The organism is Ruegeria sp. HKCCSP351, from assembly GCF_017872535.1.
Taxonomy (GTDB): Bacteria; Pseudomonadota; Alphaproteobacteria; order Rhodobacterales; family Rhodobacteraceae; genus Ruegeria.
The window spans coordinates 439,006-462,847 of sequence record NZ_JAEDOV010000001.1; the positions used below are offsets into that span (position 1 = coordinate 439,006).

Genomic DNA, 23,842 nt, shown 5'->3' on the forward strand with positions numbered 1-23,842 from the left:
TGTCACTCCGTCTGGTATGCTGTTGTATGCCGTTTAGCCGCAGCCAAGCCGTGACGCAATCGGCCAGTTGCGCGCACCTTAAACCCAAGGGCGTCAAAGGTATAGGCGTGGGGTGCGTCACTTTAATTGTAATCGTCGGGGAATGTGCCATTGTGCGCGGCCCCCTCTCAGCTACAATAGGTTCGTAGCCGCCTTGGAGGACAAGATGTCAAATTTCCATCGCATTACGCTTGAAAAAGCGATCGTGTTATTTGCTGTCTGTGCTTTGTGGCTGTCTGTTCTGGGCGCACCTGCGCGTGCCGCAGACATAACTCCGTTCCTGGGGGATTATGTGGGTTCGGCAAATGTCGTGGATGCGGACGGAACCTCAACCCCGCGGGATATGAGCGTTTCTATTTTCGAAACCAAGAACGGGTTCAACGTCAGCTGGCAAACCACGACCTATAAGCTGGACGGGCGGGTAAAAGAACAGCAGTTTTCCATCGACTTCGTGCCCTCGGACCGCCCGGATGTGTTTTCAGCCGCGATGAAGCGCAACGTGTTTGGTCATGAGGTTCCGCTGGATCCGATGAAAGGTGAACCCTTTGTCTGGGGGCGTATAGAAGACGAAACGCTGACGGTGTTTTCGTTGTTCATCGACGTGGACGGCGGATATGAACTGCAGCAGTTCGATCGAACATTGGCCGAGGACGGGCTGAACCTGTCATTCTCTCGCTTCATAGACGGTCAGAAATCCCGCTCTGTCGAAACATTTCTGATGAAACGCTGAACCCTGCGCCCTGCGGGGCTCAAAGGCTTATTTGCGGAAGCTGTCCAGCGACACGATATCGGCATCGTGATGCGCCTCTTCTTCCTCTTCGACCTCGATCAAGTCATCTGCAACATAATCGTCCTCATCTTCGTCATCGGGGCTTTCGAACCGCAGTCCAAACTCCACCGATGGGTCGACAAAGGTCTTGATCGCGCCATAGGGGATGTAAAGCGGCTCCGGTGCGTCCCCGAAATTGAGGGTAATGGCGAATCCGTTCTCTCCAACCTCGAGGTTTTCAAACCAGTGCTGCATGACGATTGTCATTTCTTCCGGATACCGGTCGCGCAGCCAATCGGCGATATCCACACCATCTTCGCGTGTGTCGAAGGTAATGAAAAAGTGATGCGCCCCGGGCAGGCCTGATTTCGAAACATCCGTTAGCACAGTCTTGATGAGCCCGCGCATGGCGGTGTGCATCAGGTTGCCGTAGTCGATGCCTTGCGACATGTGTCATCCTCAAAAGTGGTTAAGCTCAGCATAGGGGTTTTGTTCGGAAACGAAAGGGCAGGTATGATCGGATTGATCAGATATTGTGTGCAGCCAGTCCCGCCAATGACATCAGAAACAGCACCGTACCAATCCCCAATTTAAGTCGAAATATCAATATGCCAGAGATAAAGGTTAATGCAAGAGCCGGGCTGTCCAGCGAAGACACTTGGGGCACGGGTATTGCCGCCGGACCCAAATTTATGTCTGGCACCGATTCGAAAAGAACATTCAGGGCAAACCACACGGAAAGGTTGAGAATCACTCCGACAACAGCGGCGGTGATGCCGTGAAGGGCGGCAGACAGGCGGGGGCGCGAGGCCAACCGATCAAGATAGGGGGCCGTCAGGAAAATCCACAAAAAGCAGGGCACAAACGTTGCCCATAGCGCGACAGCGCCCGCTGCAAGCGCCAATGAGAACCCACCGTTGATCTGGCCCGCCAGCATGGCGACGAACTGCGTAACCAGTATCAGTGGTCCGGGGGTGGTTTCTGCCAGCCCCAATCCGTCGATCATCTGGTCTGCACTGATCCAGTGGTACTGATCCACAACCGTTTGCGACATATAGGCCAGAACGGCATAGGCGCCGCCAAAGGTCACGACAGCCAGACGGGCAAAGAACCACCCCAGATCGCTGAGCAATTGGTGGCCGCTGAGTGTTAACGCAACAAGCGGCCCCAGCCAAAGCGGCAACCAGATCGCTATCGTTCGGGCCGAGCGGGCAAAGTCCGGCGTGTCCTGAGCAGCGGCTGCTTCAATAGGTCCTTGGTAACGCAAATATCCCCACAGGGCCGCGATCAGAATGATCAGCGGGAAGGGCAGGTCGAACAGAAAGATCGACAGAAACGACAGACCCGCGATGACACGATGTTCCGTATCCGTCAGCGCCTTACCTGACAGCTTGCGCAGGGCTTGCAGGACGATCACGATGACGGTCGCCTTGATGCCGGTAAATGCGGATTGCACCAGTGGAACGTCGCCGAATGCTGAATAAAGCGCGACCAGAACAGTAATGACAAACGCCCCCGGCAACACGAACAGGATGCCCGCAATCAGCCCGCCCGCGACGCCGCGCAAGCGCCAGCCTGCGTAGGTTGCTAATTGCATTGCCTCGGGACCGGGCAGCAACATGCACAAGGAAAGCGCGCGCAGATAGGTCTGTTCATCCAGCCAGGGCCTGTGCTCGACCAGTTCCTGATGCATCAGCGAGATCTGGGCAGCGGGCCCCCCAAATGACAAAAGGCCGATCCGTCCGAATACCTTGAAAAGGTCCAGTGCCGTAGGTCTCATGCGCCATGACCCGATGGCCAGTCATGCTTTTCATCAAACCCGTCGCGTGCCCAGCGGAACAGGGCATCATAAAGGTGCAACCCAGCTTCAAGCTGAGCATGATCATCGCGATACTGGCGGGACAAACCAACCGAGAACGCCAGCAACCCAGCGGCTTCCGGGGCCAGATCGTGCTGGTCGGTATCCGCAGCGCGAATGATCCGGGCCATACGCTCAAGCGCCTCGGTTCGCAGGTCAAATGCCCGGATCATCGTGTCAAATGTGCAGCCGCTGTCCTGATGTGTCCAAAATGCATTCGGAACGTCAAAGGGGGTGGCATCAAAATGATCAACGACTCCCTGAACTTCTTCCGACGCGACGAAAAGGAACCGTGCATTGCGGTCAACAAACCGGCGGATCAGCCAGGGGCAGGCGATACGATCAATTTTGGGCCTTTGGCGCGTAACCCACAATGTGCTGCCATTAATGGGCGCCGGCAGAATCGACTGTGGGATCAACGGCGCCTCGCGCTGCTCGTGCCACCCTTCAAACCCGCCTTCCAGATGTTCGGCGTTTTTGCCCATCCCGCGCAGCCAGGACGCCGCCCCCTGACTCAGCTTTTTGCCTTTGTGGCAGATAATTACACAAGGGTCGTTGCCAATCAGACGAGTCATCGCGTCGATTTCAGTGTGCGGTAAGCGAGTTGATCCCGGTATCAGCCGCGGGTCCTCACTGAAATCCGCGTCGGTGCGTATGTCGATCAGAACAGGCGCCTGAGGCGTTCCGATCAATCGGCTCAATTGGGTTGGTGTGATGGCGTTAAGAGCAGCCATAGCATGTCTCCTTTAGTCATTCGGATCCATGCGAAGCTTGGGCTGACGCCTCACGGGGTGTTCGCAAGCTGACCCCCTGCGTCAGTGCTACCGCGCAAGAACGTAGGGGGTCAAGTTTGCGGTTTGAACCGTCAGGCCCAGTCGAGCCTCTGACCGGTCATGCACACCGGAAGGGTGTCGGCAGGAAACTGACCCATCTCTTCAAAAAACGAGATGAAATCGAAATGATTATACGCTTCGACCATCTTATTGTTTTTGAACCGGGCCATGACCTGACTGGTCACCTCCAAAGGGGCACCGTTATCCGCCCGGCACGTCTGCACATGCAGGATTGCGGATACCCAATCGCCATTCTCGATGATCTTGGGCAAATCCACCTTGATATCCCCCAAGACATGGCGAAACGCCGTGACGAGATCCCGAAAATCGTCCGCACCCACCTGCATTTCGGGGATCAGCCCCTCGGCCATGGTTTCTGGCGCAAAGAACTGATCGATTGCCTCGGTGTTTCCGTTTTCCCAAACCTCAGAATACCAGGATCTGAGTATCTCTGAATTCGTCATCCCAACGCTCCTGTCCAACTGCGAACACGATGGCAAAAAGGAATGAACAAACTCTGAATCTGCGCAAAGGCGGCGTAAATCTCAGACATATTGGGGGGAAGTGCAGGTTTCTGTTGCCAGGTACCTGCGAACCCCGCCTTACGCGGCTAGGCGCAAGGACTTAAGTTTCGGTCTTGTTACTGCTTACGCAGCAACTGCAACCGGAGCACGATTGTCGTTTGCAATTGTACTGTTTTCGCCGGTAACGGTGGCAGACAGCCGAGACAAAGCTTACCCCTTTAGACGTTCGTCGATCCTGTTTCGGCCCCGTGATCCTCAAACGAAGGATTTTGGTGGAGCCGCCGGGTACCGCCCCCGGGTCCGATCCGCTTATTACGAGCGCGTTTATGTCCATAGTCCCGAAGGACACCTCATATATAGGTGAGGTCAGCGACGGATGCAAACCCGGATTGCACATCTTTGTTAGCTTTAATTACAGATCGTTACGCGGCCCTATTGAAGTTGGCGGCGATCAACCATGTCGCCAGAACCAGTTCGATTCCTCCAAAAGTCGCTGCCTTCAAAAAAGGCGGGTTATCTAGCGCCAGTGACAGGAAGCGGCCCAGTGCGGCACCGGCATAGACAATGCCCAACATCGTGTAGGCCATCGGAGAATTCAGCCAGATGACAGCAATGCCCGAGACGACAAACAGCCCTCCGACCGAAGCGCGCAGTTCGCTCAGACCCATGGTGCTGTTGGTGGGTGCCAGATCCAGCGCGTTGGCGGTATGAGCTGGTGCCAGAAAGCCGAACAGGCCAAAACCGATTGTCAGCAACGCGGCAATGACATTCAGAGTCGTGATCATCCGGGCCTCATTGAATTGCGGTATCAGCACCTAAGGATAGTGTGTTGCGACCCAAAGGAAAGCGATTAAACCGCCGACCACAGCCCTAAAAGACCAACCAAAACAAGGCTGAGCGCCCAGATGAGTTCCAGGTTGAACCAGCTGCGGGACAGAAAACGCAGCCCCAACCAACGATAAACAACGAAGGCCAAAAACCCTCCGCCCAGAACCATGGCGGCGGTATGCAAGGCCGCGACCCCCAGAACCAGCAGGCCGTTTGTTGTCATGATTTTGGAAATCGCCTGATGACCGGCATCGAGTTCATCCAGCTGGCACAGGCCCAGATAGATCGGAACCAGCATAAGGGCGGCCCCGTGCGCAAGAGCCACGAGAAACGACCACAGCGCCAGTTTGCTGGGTGGTATGCGCGACAGAAAACGGGGGTGACGGCGGGTGATCGCAATGTAAAGCCCCATCGCGATGACAATCAACGCAGCCCCGATGCGGATTTCCCGTTGATAATCGACCAAAACGGCCATCATGGCAAAGGGCAGAAGGACACCCAGCATGGCAACAAAATGCCCGCCGGCCAAAGCTGCCAGCGCGCGCCAGAGGGCGGATTGGCGCTGCTCCATCAGGGCTGACGAAACCGCCAGCGGCCAGCCCATCCCGGGGTTCAGCCCGTGATACGCGCCGCTCAGAACAACGGCCAGCCAAAGGCCAGCCGTTGATGTCATCAGGATTTCCAATTCAGACCGAAGGGTAACAGAAACTGTCGGTTGAACAATCTCCGCCCTCCAGCCGGATTTGGTGGCTGCGATATCCTTTGGGGAAATCGACCCAGAACTTCGGGTCCAAAACCAGCCCGCCATTGTCGCCGACATCCGCCTTGACCATGGCCGCACCGCCTTCTTCGGGATAGAACTGATCATCCCACGTGGAATAAAGCGAATTGGTCCAATAGACGCGTTTACCATCGCGGCTGATCTCGACCATTTGCGGGCCATAGCCAAAGGTCTGACCGTTCGGATGTTTGGTCTTTTTGACAATCCCTCCGATTTCGACCTTCCCGGCAAGGGTCGGGTTCATCGGATCGGACACATCATATTGATGCATCTCACCGATGCCCCAGCAGGCGACATAAAGGTATTTGTCATCCAGGCTCAGGTCGATATCGGTGACCAGTGGCGGTACAGCGGCAAACCCCTTGAGAAGATCAGGAAGATCATCAGGATCAGCGGGTTGTGGGTCGATGGTGATCGTTTTCTTGGCTTCGAACGTGCCATCTTCATTGCGCCACCACGTAAAGATTGCGCCTTGCAGGTTGGTGGTATCGACGACAACACCACAGAACCCGTATTGTTTGACCGGGTCATGCGCGGGCCGGATTTCCAGCGCCATCTGGTGGTTTTCGCCCAGATCGATGGTTTGGATATTGGTCCGGTTGCGCAGGTTCCAGAAATGGATGCGGTGACCGTATTTGTTCGAAAGCAGATCCTCGGCCACCAGCCCGTTTTCAAATTGCGGGGGAAGGCCCCATTCGGAACTGACCATGTAATCGCGCGGCAGATTCCACCAGAAATCATAATGCTTGTCCTGCACGCCGCGCTCGATCTCATAGCGCCCGATGATCTCGAAGGTTTCACAATCCATGATGAAAATACCCGGAGGGCCATCCGTGCCGTCCTCACCGCCGCCGCCCAGCGTGCTCACATAGATGCCTTCCGGCCCGCAATGGATCGTGTGTGGTCGTGAATACCCTGTTTTGTCAAAGACTTCCTCGGGTTCGATGATCTTGTGAATCTTCGCCTCAAGCGGGTTCTTTACATCGATGATGTATATCCGGCTCGACCGGATACCGGGGATAATCAGATAGCGACGTTCCAGAAAGGCATGACCGCTGAGCGGGGACAGCGACGACGAACAGGCATTCCAACCGAAATGGTGAAACTCGTCGCCTTTTTCGGGCATGATCACCTGGTGCACGATCTTCCCGAAATCGGCCGAGGTCGGATCGACATTCACAACTGCCAGCCCGTCGGGTTGCGAAAAATCGGGGCTGAGCATCAGCGTGAAAGCAAGCGTTTCTGCGGGGCCTTCCATCGCCAGCTTGGCCGACGGATAAAAGGTTGGGTCCGGTCTTTTGTTCATAACGTCCTCCCGTAAATCATTGTCATTCAATTCTTATTGAGAGTTCCGGTCTTGGCGCCGGATGACATTCTGCCTGCTCGTACCTCTGCCTTTGAAAGTATGTTTCCGTCTAAGCCTTCAGGCCGGTTTGCGTTTGCGTTCGGCCACATCGTGGGCCAGTTGCTGTGTGTAATGCTCCAGGTCGACCAACGCCGTGTCGACAATATCTGCGTCTCTGGCTTCAAGCGCGTCCGCAATTCTGGTGTGCATTGCGATGATTTCTTCGCGCGACCGAGCTGTGAAGGTAATCATGTTCATCAAAGGCTGCATCGCCTCGACCGCGCCAGCCAGTTGATAGGACAGGACCGGGTTGTCGGCCCCGTCTACCAGGGCCCTGTGGAAGGTGACGTCTGAGGCACAAAACGCCTCATCCGTCAGACCGGGCTGAGCCTGGCGAAAGATTTCCGCCCGCATCGTGGCAAGCTGATCCGCCGTTCGTCTTTGGGCAGACAGGGGGGCACAGGCCCGCTCCAGCGCATAGCGGGCCTCGCAGGCCGTATCAAAGCTAACCGCGTTCATCGACAGCAGCAGGGTCGAGGTCGTGATCTGCTGCGAATAGGCATCTTCGAAACTCAGACGGTTTACGAACGCACCTCCGGTTGCGCCACGCTGCGTGCGGATCAGGGATTGTGCCGCCAGTCGTTTCAAAGCCTCACGCACAGTTGGGCGCGAGACTTGAAATTGCTCGGAAAGTTCCGCTTCCGAGGGCAGGCGCGCATCCACGATCAACTCGCCTGAGACAATCGCGTCCCGGATAGCATGTGCAATCTGGGCAGACAGGTCGGCGGTTTTCCGAGGCGCGGTTTTCATGTTCAGAAGACCCTGAGCAAATTTTTATTTGTCTGACATTTAAAAGTCTGACATTTGAAAAGCAAGAGAGTTGAGTCGGGAGGCCGAAGTGAGTCGTACTTGGCTGCGCAGCGGAATGTGGCTGGGCTTTTATGTCCTGATCCTGTGGGCATGGTGGGTCATGTTCGCGATGGGCCGCGACATGGACTTGGACCTGATCGGTCGTCCGGGGCCCATGGGGCAGGTGATGGCTGCGATGGACCCGCGCATGGACATGTACATGCCCATGGCCGAGTTTGGCACGCTGTTCTGGATGTGGGCGATCATGATGGCGGCCATGATGCTGCCAACGCTTGTTCCGACCCTGCGCAGCTATGACGACCTGATCCAAAGCGCCAATGGCACCCGTGCCGGGTGGCTGGGTGTGCTTGCAGGGTATTCCTTGGTCTGGGTCGGATTTGCGGCTGTGATCGCGGGAACGCAACTGGCTTTGCTGTTTGGTGGTGTGATCGACATGCTGGGCATTGCCAGATCCGGCTGGGTTGCGGGCGGGTTGATGATCGCGGTTGGCGCGTTTCAGTTCTCGCGCGTCAAAGAGGTCTGCCATGGCGTGTGCCACGCCCCAATGACCTATTTCCTGGGCCATTGGAAAACCGGATTTGCGGGCGGTGTGCGCATGGGGCTGGGCCTTGGTGCCTTCTGCGTCGGATGCTGCTGGGGTTTCATGGCGCTGGGATTTGTGGGCGGCGTCATGAGCCTGTTGTGGATGGGGCTCGCGACCCTGTTCATGGTATTGGAGAAACTTCCCCAGATCGGGCATGCTGTGACCCGGCCAATGGGGTTTGCGCTGATTGCGGGCGGTCTTGTTCTGCTCGTTTATCCAATTAGCTACGGAGGATAAGCCAATGGCTAAGAACAGAAAACCAGACGCCGACCGGTTGCCCGTCAGCCAACGCATCGACAGCCGGATGCCCAATCCCAAACGGCGCGAGATGAGTCCGACGGACTGGGCCATCAAGGGTGAGTTGATCCTGAACTGCTCGTGTGATGTGTTCTGTCCCTGCGTCGTTTCACTGGGCGCGCACCCTCCGACCGAAGGGCATTGCCATGCCTGGATGGGTATTATCGTTGATGAGGGCCATTATGAGGGCGAGGACCTGTCAGGTCTGAATGTCGGCCTGCTTGTGGATATTCCCGGCCGGATGGGTGAAGGCCAGTGGAAAGTGGCGGCTTACGTCGACGAACGCGCCAGCGGCAAAGCCTATAACGGGCTGCTGCAAATCTTCAGCGGGCAGGCGGGCGGTACCACCGGTCTGTTCACCATGCTCGTCAGCGAAATCATCGGGGCCGAACGGGCGCCGGTTCAGATCGAGCGCGACGGCACCAAACGCCGCATCATGATCGGTCGCAAGATTCAGGGTGAGATCGAGATGTTGGCGGGCAAAGACCCCGAGCATCCCGTGATGGTTTCAAACTCAAAATACTGGATGGGACCGGACATCATCGTGGCGCGCGGCACCAAATCGAAAGTGCGCGACTACGGTCGCGTTTGGGATTTTGGCGGCAAGTCCGCTGAGATTTGCCCGATTGATTGGCACGGGCCCAAATGATGATCACAGGCGCGTTTGCGCAAGATGTGGCGCGCCAAAAACACTGGCAAAACTCGCAGTTGGCCGAGTTTCTGCATTAGCTGTCGCATCAGGAACTGACCTGTTTATCGGGCCAATCTCCTGTTACTTAGTCGTAAAAGAGGTCGATGTCACAATGCCTTACGAAAACTATGTGATCCATTTCTTCAACCATCAGACCCACCACCGGGGTCAAATGCGCAAGATTCTGACCGAAGTTGGGTCGCAAGCGCCCGTCAGCGATATCGTCTTTATGCCCAAGGAGGTTTGAATGCCGCAGATTTCCGCCTCTCGCCGCTTGCGGCGCACACCGTTTTCAGAAGGGGTCGAGGCCGCAGGGGTCAAAGGATACACGGTTTATAACCGTATGCTGTTGCCCACGGTCTTCGAAAGCGTCCAAGCCGATTACCGGCACCTGAAATCCCACGTGCAGGTCTGGGATGTCGCATGCGAGCGGCAGATCGAGCTACGCGGACCGGACGCCGCGCGCCTGATGCAGATGCTGACCCCGCGCGATTTGCGGGGGATGTTGCCGGGGCAATGTTTCTATGTCCCCATCGTCGATGAAACCGGCGGTATGCTGAATGACCCGGTTGCGGTAAAACTGTCCGAAGACCGCTGGTGGATTTCAATCGCTGACAGCGATCTGTTGTTGTGGGTCAAGGGAATCGCCGTTGGATATCGTCTGGATGTGCTGGTAGACGAACCGGATGTGTCACCTCTTGCTGTTCAGGGTCCCAAAGCCGACGCTCTGATGGCGCGTGTCTTTGGCGACCGGGTGCGCGACATCCGGTTCTTCAAATTCGATATGTTCCAGTTTGAAGGTCGCGATCTGGCTGTGGCGCGATCGGGCTATTCCAAACAAGGCGGGTTCGAGATTTATGTGGAAGGCAGCGATATCGGCATGCCCCTGTGGAACGCCCTGTTTGCAGCAGGGGAAGATTTGCAGGTGCGCGCCGGATGCCCGAACCTGATCGAACGGATTGAAGGTGGTCTGCTGTCTTATGGCAATGACATGACCGACGACAACACCCCGCATGAGTGCGGTTTGGGCAAGTTCTGCAATACACATACCGCGATTGGCTGTATCGGCAGGGACGCGTTGCTGCGTGTGGCCAAGGAGGGGCCTGTTCAGCAAATCCGCCCCGTCGCCATTGGGGGCGATCCGGTGCCGGGCTGTGACCGACCTTGGGGCCTTTACGCGGACGGCAAGCGTGTGGGGCAGGTGACCTCGACCGCGTGGTCACCCGATTTCAACACCAACGTCGCCATTGGCATGGTACGCCTGAGCCATTGGGATTCGGGAACGGAGCTGGACGTGGAAACGCCAGATGGAATGCGCCGCGCGACCGTGCAGTCACATTTCTGGATTTAAAGGGGATTTGGGGGCGCTGCCCCCGTCGCTGCGCGACTCCCCCGGGATATTTAGGGCCAGGTGAAGCAACGGGCCGGTTACAGAAACACGAAAGGAATTGAGAGATGTTCAATGCACTTGTGATGGACAAGGACGAAGAAAGAGGTTTGGCGAGCGCGTCGGTCAGGCAGCTCACGCTGGATGATCTGCCCCATGGCGACGTCACGGTCGCGGTTGAATATTCCACAGTGAACTACAAGGACGGTCTGTGTCTGTCCCCCAAGGGGGGCGGTTTGGTGCGGGCGTATCCGCATGTCCCCGGAATTGATTATGCCGGTACCGTCGAGGCATCTTCCGACGCGCGTTACAAGCCCGGTGACAAGGTCGTTCTGACCGGGTGGCGGGTAGGCGAAGCGCACTGGGGTGGTTATTCGCAGAAAGCCAGTGCCAAAGCAGACTGGCTGGTGCCAATGCCGGATGGGCTTGACGCCCGGCAAGCGATGGCTGTTGGGACTGCCGGGTTTACCGCGATGCTGGCCGTGATGGCGTTGGAGGATCATGGCCTGACCCCCGATCGCGGCCCGGTTCTGGTAACCGGGGCGGCTGGTGGTGTCGGGTCGGTGGCGACAGCCATTCTGGGTCATCTCGGCTATCAGGTGGCCGCCGTGACCGGGCGGCCCGAAACCGGAGACTATCTGAAATCGCTGGGCGCAACGACAATAGTGCCTCGCGATGAGCTGAATGAGACAACCAAGCGCCCGTTGGAAAGTGAAACCTGGGCGGGCTGCGTGGATGCCGTGGGCGGCGCGATGCTGGCGCGTGTGCTTGGGCAAATGAAATACGGCTGTTCGGTCGCGGCCGTGGGTCTGGCGGGTGGCGCGGCGCTGCCTGCAACGGTGATTCCCTTCCTGCTGCGCGGTGTGAACCTTCTTGGCATCGACAGTGTGATGCAGCCTTATGAAAACCGGGTTCGTGCCTGGAAAAGGATCGCGACCGACCTGCCGATGGAAAAGCTTGAGGCCATGATTCAACCGGCGGCTTTGTCCGACCTTCCGAAATTGGGTGCCGATATCCTGAAAGGGCAGGTCAAAGGGCGCGTTGTTGTCGATGTAAATACCTGAGCCCAGAGGACGACCCAAACCTGACCTGATGCGCCGGTTCGGGTTTGGGGGAGGCGCGTTTGGTACAAAATGATCGCAACACCTCTGGCCATTGGTACAAAACCGCCTCATGATTGCTATACATCCCAAATGTGATGGCGTAAGACCCATCCAAAGAGTACCTGAATACGGGGAGTGAGCAGCATGTCTGACGACTTCGAACTGGACACCGATGACCTGAAACGCCGCATGGATGGCGCAATGGTCAATCTGAGAACCGAATTTGCCTCGCTGAGAACCGGGCGCGCATCGGCCTCGATGCTGGAACCTGTCATGGTCGACGCATATGGTTCGATGACACCGATCAACCAGGTGGGCACCGTCAACGTGCCAGAGCCGCGCATGGTCACTATAAATGTGTGGGATAAGTCATTGGTCGGGAAGGTTGAAAAAGCCATTCGCGAAAGCGGCCTGGGCATCAACCCGCAGCTGAACGGCACCATCATCATGCTGCCGATTCCCGAGTTGAACGAAGAGCGTCGCCGTGAACTGGGCAAGGTCGCCGGCCAATATGCGGAAAGCGCCCGGATCGCGATCCGCAATGTGCGCCGGGATGGCATGGATCAGATCAAGAAGGCAAAGGCGGACGGTATGTCTGAAGACGATCAGAAGCTGTGGGAAAGCGAAGTGCAGGATCTGACGGATGCGATGATCAAGGCAGTCGATACAGCGCTTGAAACCAAGCAAACTGAAATTATGCAGGTCTGATCTGGTCTGATGCCGAAAGATCCCCAAACCGATCCGGTCTGCGGCCCGCGCCATGTCGCTATCATTATGGATGGCAATGGCCGCTGGGCACAGGCGCGTGGTCGCCCAAGGCTGTTTGGGCACCATGCAGGAGCGCGGCGCGTACGCGAGGTTGTCGAGGCCTGCCCGCATCTGGGGATCAAGTACCTGACTGTATTTGCATTCTCGACCGAGAATTGGAAGCGAACGCAGGTTGAGGTGGCCGGGTTGATGAGCCTGTTTCGGCGCTACATCATCAAGGAGACACGGACCCTGGCGGATAATGGCATCCGGGTACGGTTCATTGGCGATCGGGTACGGTTGGATTCGAAACTGACCGAACTGATGGATTCACTGGAAGAAGAAACCAAGGACAACGACCTTGTTCATCTGACGGTAGCCCTGAACTATGGCGGTCGGGACGAGGTGGCACGTGCCACCAAACGCCTTGCGCGGGATGTGGCCGACGGGCGGCTCAAACCCGAGGATGTGGATGAAGAAACGTTACCAAAGTATCTGGATACACGCGTTCTTCCGGATCCTGACCTTGTCATTCGGACCAGTGGCGAAGCACGGATTTCGAACTTTCTGCTGTGGCAGTCCGCCTATTCCGAGTACGAATTCATAGATACCTTGTGGCCGGATTTCACCGCGGTGGAACTCGAAAGGCTTTGTCGCAACTATGGGGCCAGAGAACGCCGTTACGGGGCGGTTCTGGCATGAGTGATGGCCGGTGGTCTGATCTGACGAGCCGGGTCCTTTCTGCCGCCGTTCTGGTTGCGATAGGGGCCATCGAAGTCTGGCTTGGCGGTCTCTGGTTCGAGGTCTTCATTGCGGCTGCTTGTGGCCTGATGACCTGGGAACTGGTTCGGATGATCGACCCAGAAAGCCAGGGTGTGGCCGTCCAGTTGGGCGTTCTGACTGCGTTTGCGGTTATCCTCAGCTACCACCTACCGGCGCTATACACGCTCCCTGTCGTGATTGCGCCGGCTTTGGTGGGTATGGGACAGATCAGCCGCTCGAAAACCTTGTACGGCATGTTCGCGGTCTGGATTGTTGCGGCTGGGCTGGGTTTTATTTCTATTCGCGAAAACTCGGGATTTGGCTGGATGGTCTGGCTGATCGCGGTGGTAGTTGCCACGGATGTGGCGGGCTATTTTGTGGGTAAAATGGTCGGTGGACCCAAGTTCTGGCCAAAGGTCAGCCCCAAGAAAACATGGTCGGGAACGGCGGGCGGATGGGCTGCCGCAGCCTGTGTCGGTATCGCCTTCGCAAGCCACGCGGGTTTCGGATTTGCCTTTGTTGTTGTTTCCGTTTTCGCATCAATGGCCAGTCAGGCGGGTGACATAATCGAAAGCGCGATCAAACGTAAGTTCGGGGTCAAGGACAGCTCGAACCTGATCCCGGGTCATGGCGGTTTTCTGGATCGGTTTGACGGCATGATGGGGGCCGCGGTGTTTGTTCTGATTGCAGGGCTTCTGTACACGCCGGGTGAGATGTAATGCGCCGGATTTCCGTTCTTGGGGCCACGGGTTCGATCGGGCAAAACACGCTTGATCTGATTTCGCGTAATCCCGAAGATTATGATGTGGTGGCGCTTACCGGCGGCGCGAATATTCGACAACTTGCCGATGACGCTCGTCGGTTGCGCGCTGATCTGGCTGTCACGGCGCATGAAGACAGGTTGGAGGACCTGCGCGCCGCCTTGGCGGGCAGTGGGGTCGAAGTGGCGGCCGGAGCGCGTGCGATCGACGAGGCTGCCGCGCGTCCGGCGGATTGGGTGATGTCGGCTATCGTCGGCGCAGCGGGCCTTGCACCTGGGATCGAAGCACTGAAACAAGGGACAACACTGGCCTTGGCCAACAAGGAAACACTGGTCTGCGCCGGATCATTGGTTCTGGACACTGCAAAAAACCATGGCGCGCGTTTGCTTCCGGTCGACAGTGAACATTCGGCGGTGTTTCAGGCGCTGGTTGGCGAAGATATCGACGCGGTCGAACGCGTGATTATCACGGCAAGCGGCGGAGCATTCCGGGACTGGCCGCTGAAGGATTTGGCAAACGCCACCGTCGAACAAGCGTCCAGCCATCCGAATTGGGATATGGGCCAGCGGATCACAATCGACAGCGCCTCGATGTTCAACAAGGCGTTGGAAGTAATAGAAACAAAAGAGTATTTCGGAGTTTCCCCGGATCAAATCGAAGTTTTGGTTCATCCCGAATCCATTGTCCATGCAATGGTCGGGTTTTGTGATGGCGCGATGATGGCACACATGGGTGCCCCCGATATGCGCCACGCCATTGGGTATGCGTTGCACTGGCCGGACAGGCAGGAGTTGCCGGTTCAACGGCTGGACCTGACTAAGCTGGGACAGCTGCGCTTTCACGAACCAGATCTGACACGCTATCCAGCCCTTAAACTTGCCTGGGACGTGATGGAGCGTGGTGGGCTGGCCGGAGCAGTTTTCAACGCCGCCAAGGAACGCGCGCTGGATCACTTCATTGCGCACCGGATCGGTTTTCTGGATATGGCCGATACCGTCTCGGCGGTATTGGACAGATTTGACGCAACGGGTGGCCTTATTGATGCCCCGATGACACTTGATAACGTACAGCAAACCGACCATCTGGCACGTCAGTGGGTCGATAACACTGTGATGGAACGAGCAGGATAGAATTTTGGACGTACTTTCCCTGATCCCGCAATTCGGCAATCTGCTGTGGACGATTGTTGCCTTTGTTATTGCGCTGTCGGTCATTGTTGCCGTGCATGAATATGGCCATTACATTGTGGGCCGGTGGTCGGGTATCCATGCCGAAGTCTTCTCGCTCGGGTTTGGGCCGGTGCTCTGGAGCCGCAAGGATAAGCGCGGAACCAAGTGGCAGATCGCGGCGTTGCCTTTTGGTGGATACGTGAAGTTTCTGGGCGATGCCAATGCGGCCTCGGGCAAGGATGAAGAAGCGATGGAAGACATCGCGACCCAAAGTCCTGAGGAGTTGCGCCGCACCATGCATGGTGCCCCGCTATGGGCACGAGCCGCCACTGTCGCCGCTGGCCCGGCCTTTAACTTTGCCATGTCAATTCTCGTTTTTGGCCTGATCTTCTGGTCGCAGGGCGTTTCGCGCGAACCCCTGACTGTTGGCGCGTTGCAGCCTTTGCCAGGCACCGTGCAGGAGTTACGCGAAGGCGATGTGATCACGGCTATCGCCGGTCGTCCTACGCCGGACTATGACGAAGAAGGCGCATGGAAGGAGTTCATCGACGACCTGCCTGTTCAGCCGGTTCTGGATTATTCTGTGATCCGGGATGGTGAACCCCTTGAGGTTCAGGCCCCATGGATGTTCCCGCCGCTGATCCGTCAGGTTGCCCCGCGCAGCGCGGCGATGGATATCCAGCTGAAGCAAGGGGACGTCATCACCTCGGTTAATGGTGAACCGATCTTTGCCTTCGATCAGCTAAAGGATCATGTCGAAGGATCGGACGGTCGCGTCTTACTGCTTGAGGTTTGGCGGGATGGGTCCGAGTTGGAATTTGCCCTTGCGCCGCGGCGCACGGACGAGCCCAAGCCTGATGGTGGCTTTGTCACGCATTGGCGCATCGGAATCGTCGGTGGCATGATGCTGGAGCCGGCAACCGTACCGGCCGGGCTTTTCGATTCCTTTAGGGGCGGTGTCATCCAGACTGGTCGCATCATCGAAGGGTCCTTGTCCGGCATGTGGCACATGGTGACGGGCGCAATCAGTACCTGCAACATCTCAGGGCCAATCGGAATTGCCGAAACCTCGGGGGCAATGGCCAGCCAGGGGGCGCAGAACTTTATCTTTTTCATCGCTGTTCTGTCGACGGCGGTCGGGTTGTTGAACCTGTTTCCCATTCCGGCGCTGGATGGCGGGCATCTGGTTTTCTACGCCTACGAGGCCATTGCCGGAAAACCACCCAGCGACAGGGCGTTGCGTGTGCTCATGGGCATTGGAATTGCGATCATTCTGACGCTGATGCTGTTTTCAGTCAGCAACGACCTGTTCTGCTGAATGTGGCGGCTGGAGCAAATTCCAGCCGCATTCCCGCCATATTTCGGCGTTACAGTATTCCCGTCTAAAGGGAACAGTCATGTCCAAAACGCTGAAAAAATCGTATCAAAGCTTTAGCTTCCTCTTCATGTTGAACTGGGACGTTATGCTGAGTTTTGCCGTTACAGCATTGGCAATGGCTGGAGCCGCTTACCTCGCGGGAATGTGATTCTTCGGAAAATTGTAGGCCTGTTGTCGCGTGGCTGTCTGCCTGACTGCTTCGATATCGCCTTTTGACAAGCTCATTCAATCCCGTTACTCAGCATTAAAGTCTCAAAATTCTGGGTAGAGCATAAAATGACTGACAGGCGAGACGCAGGCACATCCTGCGGGGGGCACAAGCCAACAAACAATATTTTGTGGCAGGCGCTAACGGTTTTTTTCCTTTTTGTTGCGGTAAGTTTACTGGCGTTTCCACATGCGGCATCGGCGCAAAGCTACACGATCAACTCGTTTGATGTTGAGGGGAACCGCCGGATCGAAACCGGAACAATTATCGCTCGGACCGGAATCGAACCGGGCCAGACTGTAACTGCCGGGCAGCTTAACGATGCCTATCAGCGTTTGCTTGACAGTGGTGTATTTGAGACAGTTGAACTGACCCCGCGCGGCACGACTCTGGTCATTCAGGTTCAGGAATACCCAACGATCAACCAGATCAGCATCGAAGGGAATGCTCGCGTCAAAGACGATGTTCTTCTGGATGTAATCTCATCGCAACCACGCCGGGTCTTTACGCCTCAGGCGGCCGAAGCGGACGCTGATACCATTGCCGAAGTGTATTCGGCGCAGGGTCGCGTCGCGGCAACTGTCATTCCCCGCATCATCCGTCGCAGCGATAATCGCGTTGATCTGGTTTTTGAAGTGGCAGAAGGCACAACCATTGAGGTCGAGCGCGTCAGCTTTGTCGGCAACCGCGCCTTTTCGGACCGGAGGCTGCGCCGGGTTCTGGAAACCAAACAGGCAACGTTCCTGCGGACTTTCTTCCGCAACGACACGTTTATCGGCGACCGCATCGAATTCGACAAACAGGTCATTCGCGATTTCTACCTGTCGCGGGGCTATGTTGATTTCCGTGTGAACAGCGCGAACGTCGAATTTACCCGCGAACGGGATGCGTTCTTTCTGGTGATGAACGTCACCGAAGGCCAAAAATTCTCGTTTGGAAGGATCACGACGGTTAGCGAAATTCCTGGTGTTGATGCAGCGCCGTATCAGGATGCGCTGAAAATCAAACCTGGCGTGACCTATACGCCGACGCTGGTGGAAAACTCGATCGCGCGGCAGGAACGTCTTGGCTTGAAACAGGGTGTTGACTTCCTGCGGGTGGAACCACGTGTGACGCGCAATGACCGCGACCTTACTCTGGATATCGAATTTGTTCTGACGAAGGGTCCGCGGATCTTTGTCGAGCGGATCGATATCGAAGGCAACACCACCACGCTGGACCGTGTGATCCGCCGCCAGTTCGACACTGTAGAAGGTGACCCCTTCAACCCGCGTGAAATCCGTCAGGCCGCGGAACGCATCAATGCGCTCGGGTTCTTTGCCGTTGCCGAGGTCGAACCTCGGGAAGGGTCGTCCCCCAGTCAGGTCATTTTGGATGTGGATGTCGAAGAACAACCTACAGGTTCGCTGAGCCTGGGCGGCAGTTACTCGGTCACAGACGGTTTTGGGATTGCAATCGGCCTGAACGAGGCAAATTTCCTGGGGCGTGGTCAGAATCTTGGTGTGTCGCTGTCAACAGCGCAGGATTCGGAACAGTACACCATTAACTTCACCGAACCCTATCTGCTTGGCCGCAAGCTGCGTTTCGACCTTGGACTGGGTTTGTCGGCAACCAATTCGGGCTTTGCAAGCTACGACACGAGCTCGTTGTTTTTCACACCTCAACTAACCTATGCAATTGGTGAACTGTCTGCTCTTCGGCTGCGCTATGGCTGGGACCGCAGCGAGATGACGCAACAGAGCAATCAGGCCAACGGCGCAGTAATTGCGTCCGAGATCGCGCAAGGCAAACGGACGTCCAGCTCGCTGGGACTGTCCTACATTTATGACAGCCGGATTGGTGGTCTGGACCCGAACTCAGGCGTTCTGTTTGAGGTGGGCGTCGACGCAGCAGGCCTTGGCGGCGACAACAAGTATTTCAAGACTACCGCGCGCGGCATCGCTCAAACGCGAGTCTGGAATGAAGAAGTCGTACTACGTGCCACATTGGAATTGGGTGCGTTGAATTGGAGCGGAAATGATTTCAGCCGCACCGTCGACCGCTTTGTGTTAGGGCCTCGTACTTTCCGCGGCTTTGAGCCTGCAGGGCTTGGCCCGCGTGATTTGTCCAATGGCCAGGATGATGCCATAGGCGGCAACTATTACTGGGTCGCGCGTTTTGAAACCGATTTTCCCTTGGGTCTGCCCGAGGAGCTGGGCCTGCGGGGCGGTCTGTTCTACGACGTTGGGAACCTTTACAACATCAACGATGTGAACACCGCAGGGGCAAATATCGTTGGTGCAGACGGGTCCATTCGTCACGTAATCGGCATCTCGGTCTTGTGGGAGACGCCGTTTGGACCTTTGCAGTTCAACTTTTCGAAAGCTCTGAAAAAGGAAACGTTTGACAAGGAACAGAACTTTGACCTGACCATTCAGGCCCGGTTCTGATCTGCGATGACGAACAGGTTCTTTACCTTGATACAGGGCCCGCTTTGGGCCCTGTGTGCATTTTTGATGCTGTTTCAGGTCCCTTCGGCTGAAGCACAGCAACTGGGTGTTCCACAAGCCAGCGTGGTCACGTTGTCCGGCGAGCAGCTGTTCAAGAACTCGGCATTCGGGCAGCGCGTACTGCGGGAGATCGAAAAAGAAAGCGCGATGCTGGCGGAAGAAAACGAACGGATTGTCGCGGAACTCAGCCGAGAAGAAAAAGACCTGACCGAAAAGCGCGCAACCATGCCAGCAGAGGAGTTTCGCCCACTGGCCGAAGCGTTCGATGTCAAGGTTCAGTCCCATCGCGACGGGCAAAGGGCAAAGCTTGACGCGCTGGCACGTCGCAGCGAGGATGCGCAACAAACGTTTTTCGAAATAGTTCGCCCGATCCTTGTCGATTTGCTGCGCGAATTTGGTGCCAGCGTGATCATCGAACGCTCTAATGTCGTTGTAAGCACGTCTGATATCACAGAGGCTGCGATAATCCGCGTGAACACAGCAATCGGCGATGGCAGCGGACTTCAAAAGGACACAAGCGAATAGGTTCGCTTGCCCTTACGGGGCTGTATTGCTAACCACGCTGAAAAAGAAACATCCAGAACAGGATAACCGCATCATGACAACGGAAACCAAAAGTGCCGATATTCAGTTGATCCAAAGGATCCTGCCGCATCGTTATCCGTTTTTGCTGGTCGACAAGGTGGTGGACATCTCTGGCTATCAATCGGCCCGAGGTATCAAGAACGTCACCATGAACGAGCCGCATTTCCAGGGCCACTTCCCGGGAACACCGATCATGCCGGGTGTTACCATCGTCGAGGCGATGGCGCAGACCGCAGGCGTAATGCTGGGCGTGGGGATGGATGTCATCGACACCGAGTTGCTGATCTATTTCATGAGCATAGACAAGTGCAAATTCCGCAGGAAAGTTGTTCCTGGCGACGTGCTGGAGATGCATGTCGAAACGGTTCGCGGCAAGAAGGGTGGCAAGCTTTTCAAGTTCAGTGGCCGGGCCACTGTTGATGGTGAAGTGGCAGCGGAAGCAGAATTCTCGGCCTATGTCGATTGGGATATGGAAAAAACAACATGAGCGGTATCCACCCCAGCGCGATTATCGAAGACGGGGCGCAGATCGGGCAGGATTGCGTCATCGGTCCTTTCAGCTATGTGGGTGCCAATGTAAAACTGGCCGACCGCGTCGAGTTGAAGTCTCATGTTGTTGTGACCGGTGATACATCGATCGGCGAAGACACCGTGATCTTTAATTTTTCGGTGATCGGTGAGATTCCGCAGGACCTGAAATTCGGCGGTGAAAATACCCGCCTTGAAATCGGTCAGCGCAACCGCATTCGCGAACATGTAACGATCAACACCGGAACCGAAGGCGGCGGTGGCGTAACCCGGATCGGGGATGATTGCCTGCTGATGGCAGGTGTTCATGTGGCCCATGACGTGCAGATCGGTAACCGGGTTATCATGGTGAACCACGCCGGAGCAGCCGGCCACTGCATTGTCGAGGATGATGTAATCGTCGGTGGCATTTCAGGCCTGCACCAGTGGGTGCGTGTTGGTCGTGGGGCGATCATCGGTGCGCTCACGATGGTGCCCAAAGACGTCATTCCATACGGTTTAGTACAGGCATCCAGGGGTGAGCTTGAAGGTCTGAACCTCGTGGGTCTCAAGCGTAAAGGTGTTTCGCGCGAAGACATATCGGCATTGCGTTCCGCGTTCAAGGAGCTGTCTGAAGGCGATGGAACGTTCATGGATCGCGCAAACCGTCTTGGTCAGGGTAACGAAAGTGACTATGTGCAGCGGATCGTTGATTTTGTCACCGGACACAGCGATCGGTCGTTCCTAACACCGAGGAAATAGGAACATGCTTGCGTTGATTGCGGGAACCGGGGCGCTGCCGACCGAATTGGTTGCCCAACTGGCGGAACGCCCGCTGATCTGCGCGATGGAAGGGTTCCTGCCGGATGATCTGGTCGCAGATGTCGTGTTTCCGCTTGAACAGCTTGGCAGTTTTATCGCAGGGCTTCAGGCAAGGGGCGTGACCGAGATCTGCATGGCCGGTGCAGTTCGGCGCCCGCAGGTTGATCCCAAACTTATTGACGCGGCAACGATGCCGTTGGTTCCGGTGATCCAGCAGGCCATGCTGTCGGGTGATGACGGAGCATTGCGGGCTATCATTGGCCTGCTGGAAGGTGCCGGTATGCGAGTCCGGGCAGCGCAGGAAATCGCCCCAAGCCTGTTGCCGCCTTTGGGCTGTCTGACCGAAGTGCATCCATCCGAAAGTGACATGACAGATGCAGACCGTGCTGCCGGAATTCTGCGGGCCATGGGGGCTGCGGATATTGGTCAGGCCTGTGCCGTCTCAAAAGGGCAGGTGTTGGCAGTCGAGGGTATCTTTGGAACCGCCTGGATGCTTCAATCCCTGACGCAACGCCCGGACGCGGGCGGCGGCATATTGTTCAAAGGCCCAAAGCCCGATCAGGACCGGCGTGCTGATCTGCCTGCCATCGGGCCCGATACCGTCACGGATGCGGTCGCGGCAGGCTTGTCTGGCATCGTTCTGGAAAAGGGCGGTGTACTGGTTTTGGAAAAAGAACAGGTCGTCGCCGAATGTAACCGTCTTGGGCTGTTCCTGTATATTCGCGAGCGGGCGGTCTGATGCGCGTCTTTCTGGTCGCCGGTGAACCTTCGGGCGACCGGCTGGGCGGCGCGTTGATGGAGGGGCTGAAAACACTGATCCCCGATATTGAATTCGACGGGGTGGGCGGACCTTTGATGGCGGCTCAGGGGCTGACCAGCCGGTTTCCCATGTCGGAGCTTTCGGTGATGGGTTTGATCGAGGTTCTGCCGAAGTTTTTCCACCTCAAGCGTCGAATCTCGGAGACTGCGCAAGCTGTGTTGGACACACAGCCGGATGTCTTAATTACCATCGACAGCCCCGATTTCAGCCTGCGTGTCGCCAAAGTCGTCAAAGCCGCCAGTGATATTCGCACCGTGCATTACGTCGCGCCCAGTGTCTGGGCCTGGCGTCCGGGACGGGCGGATAAAATGGCAAAGGTTATCGACCATGTGCTGGCACTGCTTCCGTTCGAGCCGCCATACATGGAGCGGGCCGGGATGGAGTGCGACTTTGTCGGCCACCCGGTCGCCAGCGAACCGACGGCAACACCGGCCGAGATTTCGGCATTCCGGAGCAAGTACGACCTGGGCGATGCACCAATCCTGCTGGCTCTGCCCGGATCGCGCCGGGGTGAAATTGAGCGTCTGGCAGACACGTTCGGTGAGGCATTGAAGCTGTTTTTGAAGGACCATCCAAGTTATCGCGTCGTGGTTCCAACCGTGGGTGCGACAACTGATTTGGTCAACGCTCTGACGCAAAACTGGCCGGGCGCACCAAAAGTGCTCGACCCGCGACAAATGGGGGCCGGGCTAGCCACGGTCGAAAAACGCGCGGCCTTTGGCACGGCATGTATTGCGCTGGCCGCTTCGGGTACTGTTTCGTTGGAACTGGCCGCGCAGAATACACCTATGGTGATCGCCTACAAACTCAATTGGCTAACTCAGAAAATGGCCGAACGCATGGTCAAGCTGGACACTGTTACATTGGTCAATCTGGTATCTGAAACACGCGCCGTGCCTGAATGCCTGCTGAACGATTGCCAGCCAGAAATGATCGCCAAAGCCCTGCATGATGTGATCAATGCCCCTGACGTTCAGCAACTCGCGATGAACCTGACAATGGAACGGTTGGGGCGCGGAGGAGAAGCACCGGGGTTGCGGGCGGCACGGGCTGTGCTGGACAGAATGCAGATTAAGAATGCTTGATCACGCGCTGTTCGCCGCTTCAGCCGGAATTGCCATGATATCCACCAATCTGGACAATCTGGCCGTCTTGCTGGGTTTGATATTGGTGATCGAGCAGCGCCGCGCCATCATTGGCTTTGCTGTCGCACAGACAATCGTTCTGACATTGGCCATGACCGTCGCATTGGGTGTTGACCAAAGTGGCGCGCCGTTTTGGATCGGGTTTCTGGGTCTTGTGCCACTGGTCTTTGGTCTGCGCGGTATCTGGCGGCAGTTCGTCGGGTCCAATTCTGAAGAAACCGAGGCAAAAGGGGCCGTAACATCGGTGGTTACCCTGTTCCTGAGCCTGTCGATTGACAGTTTCGCGGTCATGACACCGCTATTGGCGGATTCTGCTCCTTCATACCGTGTTGCCGCCTTGATTGGCGCAGCATTGGCTGCTTCAGTTCTGGTCTTTATCGCCGCCTGGGGCGCCCCTCGGGCCAAAAGCCTGGGGCCACGCGTTGCCCGTATGGATCGGATCGCCCCATACATCATGGTCTGCGTCGGGCTCTATATCCTCTTCAATTCGCCCACGGATACCCTGTAAAAGGCTTGTTCCGGCGTTCCGTCTCGGGTTTGT

At 56.7% G+C, this 23,842-nt stretch carries 27 protein-coding genes and 1 other RNA gene; 19 read left to right on the top strand and 9 right to left on the bottom strand.

What is annotated here, in order from left to right:
- Positions 1–205: 205 nt before the first annotated feature.
- A complete protein-coding gene (locus tag I9182_RS02145) occupies positions 206–769 on the top strand; it encodes a hypothetical protein (protein WP_209504000.1) in 564 nt (187 codons plus the stop codon).
- Positions 770–796: 27 nt separating this feature from the next.
- Here the strand turns inward: I9182_RS02145 and I9182_RS02150 are convergent, their stop codons facing one another.
- The 9 genes from I9182_RS02150 to I9182_RS02190 form a co-directional block, all read right to left on the bottom strand.
- On the bottom strand, positions 797–1,258 hold the full coding sequence (locus I9182_RS02150; RefSeq protein ID WP_209503999.1) for a ClpXP protease specificity-enhancing factor SspB: 462 nt from the start codon (positions 1,256–1,258) through the stop codon (positions 797–799).
- Between the two features lie 76 nt (positions 1,259–1,334).
- Positions 1,335–2,588 carry a chromate efflux transporter gene (chrA, locus tag I9182_RS02155; RefSeq protein ID WP_209596168.1) on the bottom strand — a complete coding sequence of 418 codons (1,254 nt, stop codon included), beginning with the start codon at positions 2,586–2,588 and terminating at the stop codon, positions 1,335–1,337.
- Positions 2,585–3,400 carry a chromate resistance protein ChrB domain-containing protein gene (locus I9182_RS02160; protein ID WP_209503997.1) on the bottom strand — a complete coding sequence of 272 codons (816 nt, stop codon included), beginning with the start codon at positions 3,398–3,400 and terminating at the stop codon, positions 2,585–2,587. The genes chrA and I9182_RS02160 overlap by 4 nt, the downstream gene beginning before the upstream one ends.
- A gap of 131 nt (positions 3,401–3,531) precedes the next feature.
- Positions 3,532–3,963 (bottom strand): ester cyclase, encoded by a 432-nt coding sequence (locus I9182_RS02165; RefSeq protein ID WP_209596170.1) that lies wholly within the window; start codon positions 3,961–3,963, stop codon positions 3,532–3,534.
- A 99-nt stretch (positions 3,964–4,062) separates the two neighbouring features.
- Positions 4,063–4,409: a transfer-messenger RNA gene (gene ssrA / locus I9182_RS02170) on the bottom strand.
- A 36-nt stretch (positions 4,410–4,445) separates the two neighbouring features.
- Positions 4,446–4,808 (bottom strand): DUF4345 family protein, encoded by a 363-nt coding sequence (locus I9182_RS02175; RefSeq protein WP_209596172.1) that lies wholly within the window; start codon positions 4,806–4,808, stop codon positions 4,446–4,448.
- Between the two features lie 65 nt (positions 4,809–4,873).
- Positions 4,874–5,524 carry a hypothetical protein gene (locus tag I9182_RS02180; RefSeq protein ID WP_209596174.1) on the bottom strand — a complete coding sequence of 217 codons (651 nt, stop codon included), beginning with the start codon at positions 5,522–5,524 and terminating at the stop codon, positions 4,874–4,876.
- 13 nt (positions 5,525–5,537) lie between these two features.
- Positions 5,538–6,938: a selenium-binding protein SBP56-related protein gene (locus tag I9182_RS02185; protein ID WP_209596176.1), complete on the bottom strand. Its 1,401-nt coding sequence runs from the start codon at positions 6,936–6,938 to the stop codon at positions 5,538–5,540.
- A 117-nt stretch (positions 6,939–7,055) separates the two neighbouring features.
- Entirely contained in the window at positions 7,056–7,787 is a 732-nt protein-coding gene (locus I9182_RS02190) for a GntR family transcriptional regulator (protein ID WP_209503992.1), read from the bottom strand.
- A 115-nt stretch (positions 7,788–7,902) separates the two neighbouring features.
- On the opposite strand from I9182_RS02190, the gene I9182_RS02195 reads away from it, so the two are divergent.
- The 18 genes from I9182_RS02195 to I9182_RS02275 all read left to right on the top strand — a co-directional run bounded on the left by I9182_RS02195 (position 7,903) and on the right by I9182_RS02275 (position 23,809).
- Complete coding sequence (locus tag I9182_RS02195; RefSeq protein ID WP_209596712.1) at positions 7,903–8,667, top strand: DUF2182 domain-containing protein; 765 nt, start codon at positions 7,903–7,905, stop codon at positions 8,665–8,667.
- Positions 8,668–8,671: 4 nt separating this feature from the next.
- Positions 8,672–9,376 (top strand): DUF1326 domain-containing protein, encoded by a 705-nt coding sequence (locus I9182_RS02200; protein ID WP_209596177.1) that lies wholly within the window; start codon positions 8,672–8,674, stop codon positions 9,374–9,376.
- A 154-nt stretch (positions 9,377–9,530) separates the two neighbouring features.
- Entirely contained in the window at positions 9,531–9,665 is a 135-nt protein-coding gene (locus I9182_RS02205) for a DinB family protein (protein WP_209503990.1), read from the top strand.
- On the top strand, positions 9,666–10,769 hold the full coding sequence (locus tag I9182_RS02210) for a dimethylsulfoniopropionate demethylase (RefSeq protein ID WP_209503989.1): 1,104 nt from the start codon (positions 9,666–9,668) through the stop codon (positions 10,767–10,769).
- 104 nt (positions 10,770–10,873) lie between these two features.
- Positions 10,874–11,869: an acryloyl-CoA reductase gene (gene acuI, locus I9182_RS02215; RefSeq protein ID WP_209596179.1), complete on the top strand. Its 996-nt coding sequence runs from the start codon at positions 10,874–10,876 to the stop codon at positions 11,867–11,869.
- A 183-nt stretch (positions 11,870–12,052) separates the two neighbouring features.
- Positions 12,053–12,616 (top strand): ribosome recycling factor, encoded by a 564-nt coding sequence (gene frr, locus I9182_RS02220; protein ID WP_209596181.1) that lies wholly within the window; start codon positions 12,053–12,055, stop codon positions 12,614–12,616.
- Between the two features lie 9 nt (positions 12,617–12,625).
- Positions 12,626–13,357: an isoprenyl transferase gene (locus I9182_RS02225; protein ID WP_209503986.1), complete on the top strand. Its 732-nt coding sequence runs from the start codon at positions 12,626–12,628 to the stop codon at positions 13,355–13,357.
- Positions 13,354–14,136, top strand: coding sequence for a phosphatidate cytidylyltransferase (locus I9182_RS02230; RefSeq protein ID WP_209596183.1), 783 nt, complete (start codon positions 13,354–13,356; stop codon positions 14,134–14,136). The genes I9182_RS02225 and I9182_RS02230 overlap by 4 nt, the downstream gene beginning before the upstream one ends.
- Positions 14,136–15,308: a 1-deoxy-D-xylulose-5-phosphate reductoisomerase gene (gene dxr, locus I9182_RS02235; RefSeq protein ID WP_209596185.1), complete on the top strand. Its 1,173-nt coding sequence runs from the start codon at positions 14,136–14,138 to the stop codon at positions 15,306–15,308. Before I9182_RS02230 ends, dxr begins: the two co-directional genes overlap by 1 nt.
- Positions 15,309–15,312: 4 nt before the next feature.
- Positions 15,313–16,665 (top strand): RIP metalloprotease RseP, encoded by a 1,353-nt coding sequence (gene rseP / locus I9182_RS02240; protein WP_209503983.1) that lies wholly within the window; start codon positions 15,313–15,315, stop codon positions 16,663–16,665.
- A gap of 79 nt (positions 16,666–16,744) precedes the next feature.
- Positions 16,745–16,873, top strand: coding sequence for a hypothetical protein (locus I9182_RS20515; protein ID WP_267364732.1), 129 nt, complete (start codon positions 16,745–16,747; stop codon positions 16,871–16,873).
- Between the two features lie 128 nt (positions 16,874–17,001).
- Complete coding sequence (bamA, locus tag I9182_RS02245) at positions 17,002–19,362, top strand: outer membrane protein assembly factor BamA (protein WP_209503982.1); 2,361 nt, start codon at positions 17,002–17,004, stop codon at positions 19,360–19,362.
- A 6-nt stretch (positions 19,363–19,368) separates the two neighbouring features.
- Positions 19,369–19,947 (top strand): OmpH family outer membrane protein, encoded by a 579-nt coding sequence (locus I9182_RS02250; protein WP_209596187.1) that lies wholly within the window; start codon positions 19,369–19,371, stop codon positions 19,945–19,947.
- 73 nt (positions 19,948–20,020) lie between these two features.
- The gene (gene fabZ, locus I9182_RS02255) at positions 20,021–20,494 is read left to right on the top strand and encodes a 3-hydroxyacyl-ACP dehydratase FabZ (protein ID WP_209596189.1); all 474 of its coding nucleotides are present in this window, start codon (positions 20,021–20,023) and stop codon (positions 20,492–20,494) included.
- Entirely contained in the window at positions 20,491–21,276 is a 786-nt protein-coding gene (gene lpxA / locus I9182_RS02260) for an acyl-ACP--UDP-N-acetylglucosamine O-acyltransferase (RefSeq protein ID WP_209596191.1), read from the top strand. Before fabZ ends, lpxA begins: the two co-directional genes overlap by 4 nt.
- A 4-nt stretch (positions 21,277–21,280) precedes the next feature.
- Positions 21,281–22,075 carry a UDP-2,3-diacylglucosamine diphosphatase LpxI gene (gene lpxI, locus I9182_RS02265; protein ID WP_209596193.1) on the top strand — a complete coding sequence of 265 codons (795 nt, stop codon included), beginning with the start codon at positions 21,281–21,283 and terminating at the stop codon, positions 22,073–22,075.
- Positions 22,075–23,241 (top strand): lipid-A-disaccharide synthase, encoded by a 1,167-nt coding sequence (gene lpxB / locus I9182_RS02270; RefSeq protein ID WP_209596196.1) that lies wholly within the window; start codon positions 22,075–22,077, stop codon positions 23,239–23,241. Before lpxI ends, lpxB begins: the two co-directional genes overlap by 1 nt.
- A complete protein-coding gene (locus tag I9182_RS02275; protein WP_209596198.1) occupies positions 23,234–23,809 on the top strand; it encodes a cadmium resistance transporter in 576 nt (191 codons plus the stop codon). Before lpxB ends, I9182_RS02275 begins: the two co-directional genes overlap by 8 nt.
- Positions 23,810–23,842: the final 33 nt, after the last annotated feature.

Coding starts and splice junctions, on each gene's coding strand:
- I9182_RS02145 (WP_209504000.1), top strand. CDS start 206: ATGTCAAATTTCCATCGCATTACGCTTGAAAAAGCGATCGTGTTATTT.
- I9182_RS02150 (WP_209503999.1), bottom strand. CDS start 1,258: ATGTCGCAAGGCATCGACTACGGCAACCTGATGCACACCGCCATGCGC.
- chrA (WP_209596168.1), bottom strand. CDS start 2,588: ATGAGACCTACGGCACTGGACCTTTTCAAGGTATTCGGACGGATCGGC.
- I9182_RS02160 (WP_209503997.1), bottom strand. CDS start 3,400: ATGGCTGCTCTTAACGCCATCACACCAACCCAATTGAGCCGATTGATC.
- I9182_RS02165 (WP_209596170.1), bottom strand. CDS start 3,963: ATGACGAATTCAGAGATACTCAGATCCTGGTATTCTGAGGTTTGGGAA.
- I9182_RS02175 (WP_209596172.1), bottom strand. CDS start 4,808: ATGATCACGACTCTGAATGTCATTGCCGCGTTGCTGACAATCGGTTTT.
- I9182_RS02180 (WP_209596174.1), bottom strand. CDS start 5,524: ATGACATCAACGGCTGGCCTTTGGCTGGCCGTTGTTCTGAGCGGCGCG.
- I9182_RS02185 (WP_209596176.1), bottom strand. CDS start 6,938: ATGAACAAAAGACCGGACCCAACCTTTTATCCGTCGGCCAAGCTGGCG.
- I9182_RS02190 (WP_209503992.1), bottom strand. CDS start 7,787: ATGAAAACCGCGCCTCGGAAAACCGCCGACCTGTCTGCCCAGATTGCA.
- I9182_RS02195 (WP_209596712.1), top strand. CDS start 7,903: ATGTGGCTGGGCTTTTATGTCCTGATCCTGTGGGCATGGTGGGTCATG.
- I9182_RS02200 (WP_209596177.1), top strand. CDS start 8,672: ATGGCTAAGAACAGAAAACCAGACGCCGACCGGTTGCCCGTCAGCCAA.
- I9182_RS02205 (WP_209503990.1), top strand. CDS start 9,531: ATGCCTTACGAAAACTATGTGATCCATTTCTTCAACCATCAGACCCAC.
- I9182_RS02210 (WP_209503989.1), top strand. CDS start 9,666: ATGCCGCAGATTTCCGCCTCTCGCCGCTTGCGGCGCACACCGTTTTCA.
- acuI (WP_209596179.1), top strand. CDS start 10,874: ATGTTCAATGCACTTGTGATGGACAAGGACGAAGAAAGAGGTTTGGCG.
- frr (WP_209596181.1), top strand. CDS start 12,053: ATGTCTGACGACTTCGAACTGGACACCGATGACCTGAAACGCCGCATG.
- I9182_RS02225 (WP_209503986.1), top strand. CDS start 12,626: ATGCCGAAAGATCCCCAAACCGATCCGGTCTGCGGCCCGCGCCATGTC.
- I9182_RS02230 (WP_209596183.1), top strand. CDS start 13,354: ATGAGTGATGGCCGGTGGTCTGATCTGACGAGCCGGGTCCTTTCTGCC.
- dxr (WP_209596185.1), top strand. CDS start 14,136: ATGCGCCGGATTTCCGTTCTTGGGGCCACGGGTTCGATCGGGCAAAAC.
- I9182_RS20515 (WP_267364732.1), top strand. CDS start 16,745: ATGTCCAAAACGCTGAAAAAATCGTATCAAAGCTTTAGCTTCCTCTTC.
- bamA (WP_209503982.1), top strand. CDS start 17,002: ATGACTGACAGGCGAGACGCAGGCACATCCTGCGGGGGGCACAAGCCA.
- I9182_RS02250 (WP_209596187.1), top strand. CDS start 19,369: ATGACGAACAGGTTCTTTACCTTGATACAGGGCCCGCTTTGGGCCCTG.
- fabZ (WP_209596189.1), top strand. CDS start 20,021: ATGACAACGGAAACCAAAAGTGCCGATATTCAGTTGATCCAAAGGATC.
- lpxA (WP_209596191.1), top strand. CDS start 20,491: ATGAGCGGTATCCACCCCAGCGCGATTATCGAAGACGGGGCGCAGATC.
- lpxI (WP_209596193.1), top strand. CDS start 21,281: ATGCTTGCGTTGATTGCGGGAACCGGGGCGCTGCCGACCGAATTGGTT.
- lpxB (WP_209596196.1), top strand. CDS start 22,075: ATGCGCGTCTTTCTGGTCGCCGGTGAACCTTCGGGCGACCGGCTGGGC.
- I9182_RS02275 (WP_209596198.1), top strand. CDS start 23,234: ATGCTTGATCACGCGCTGTTCGCCGCTTCAGCCGGAATTGCCATGATA.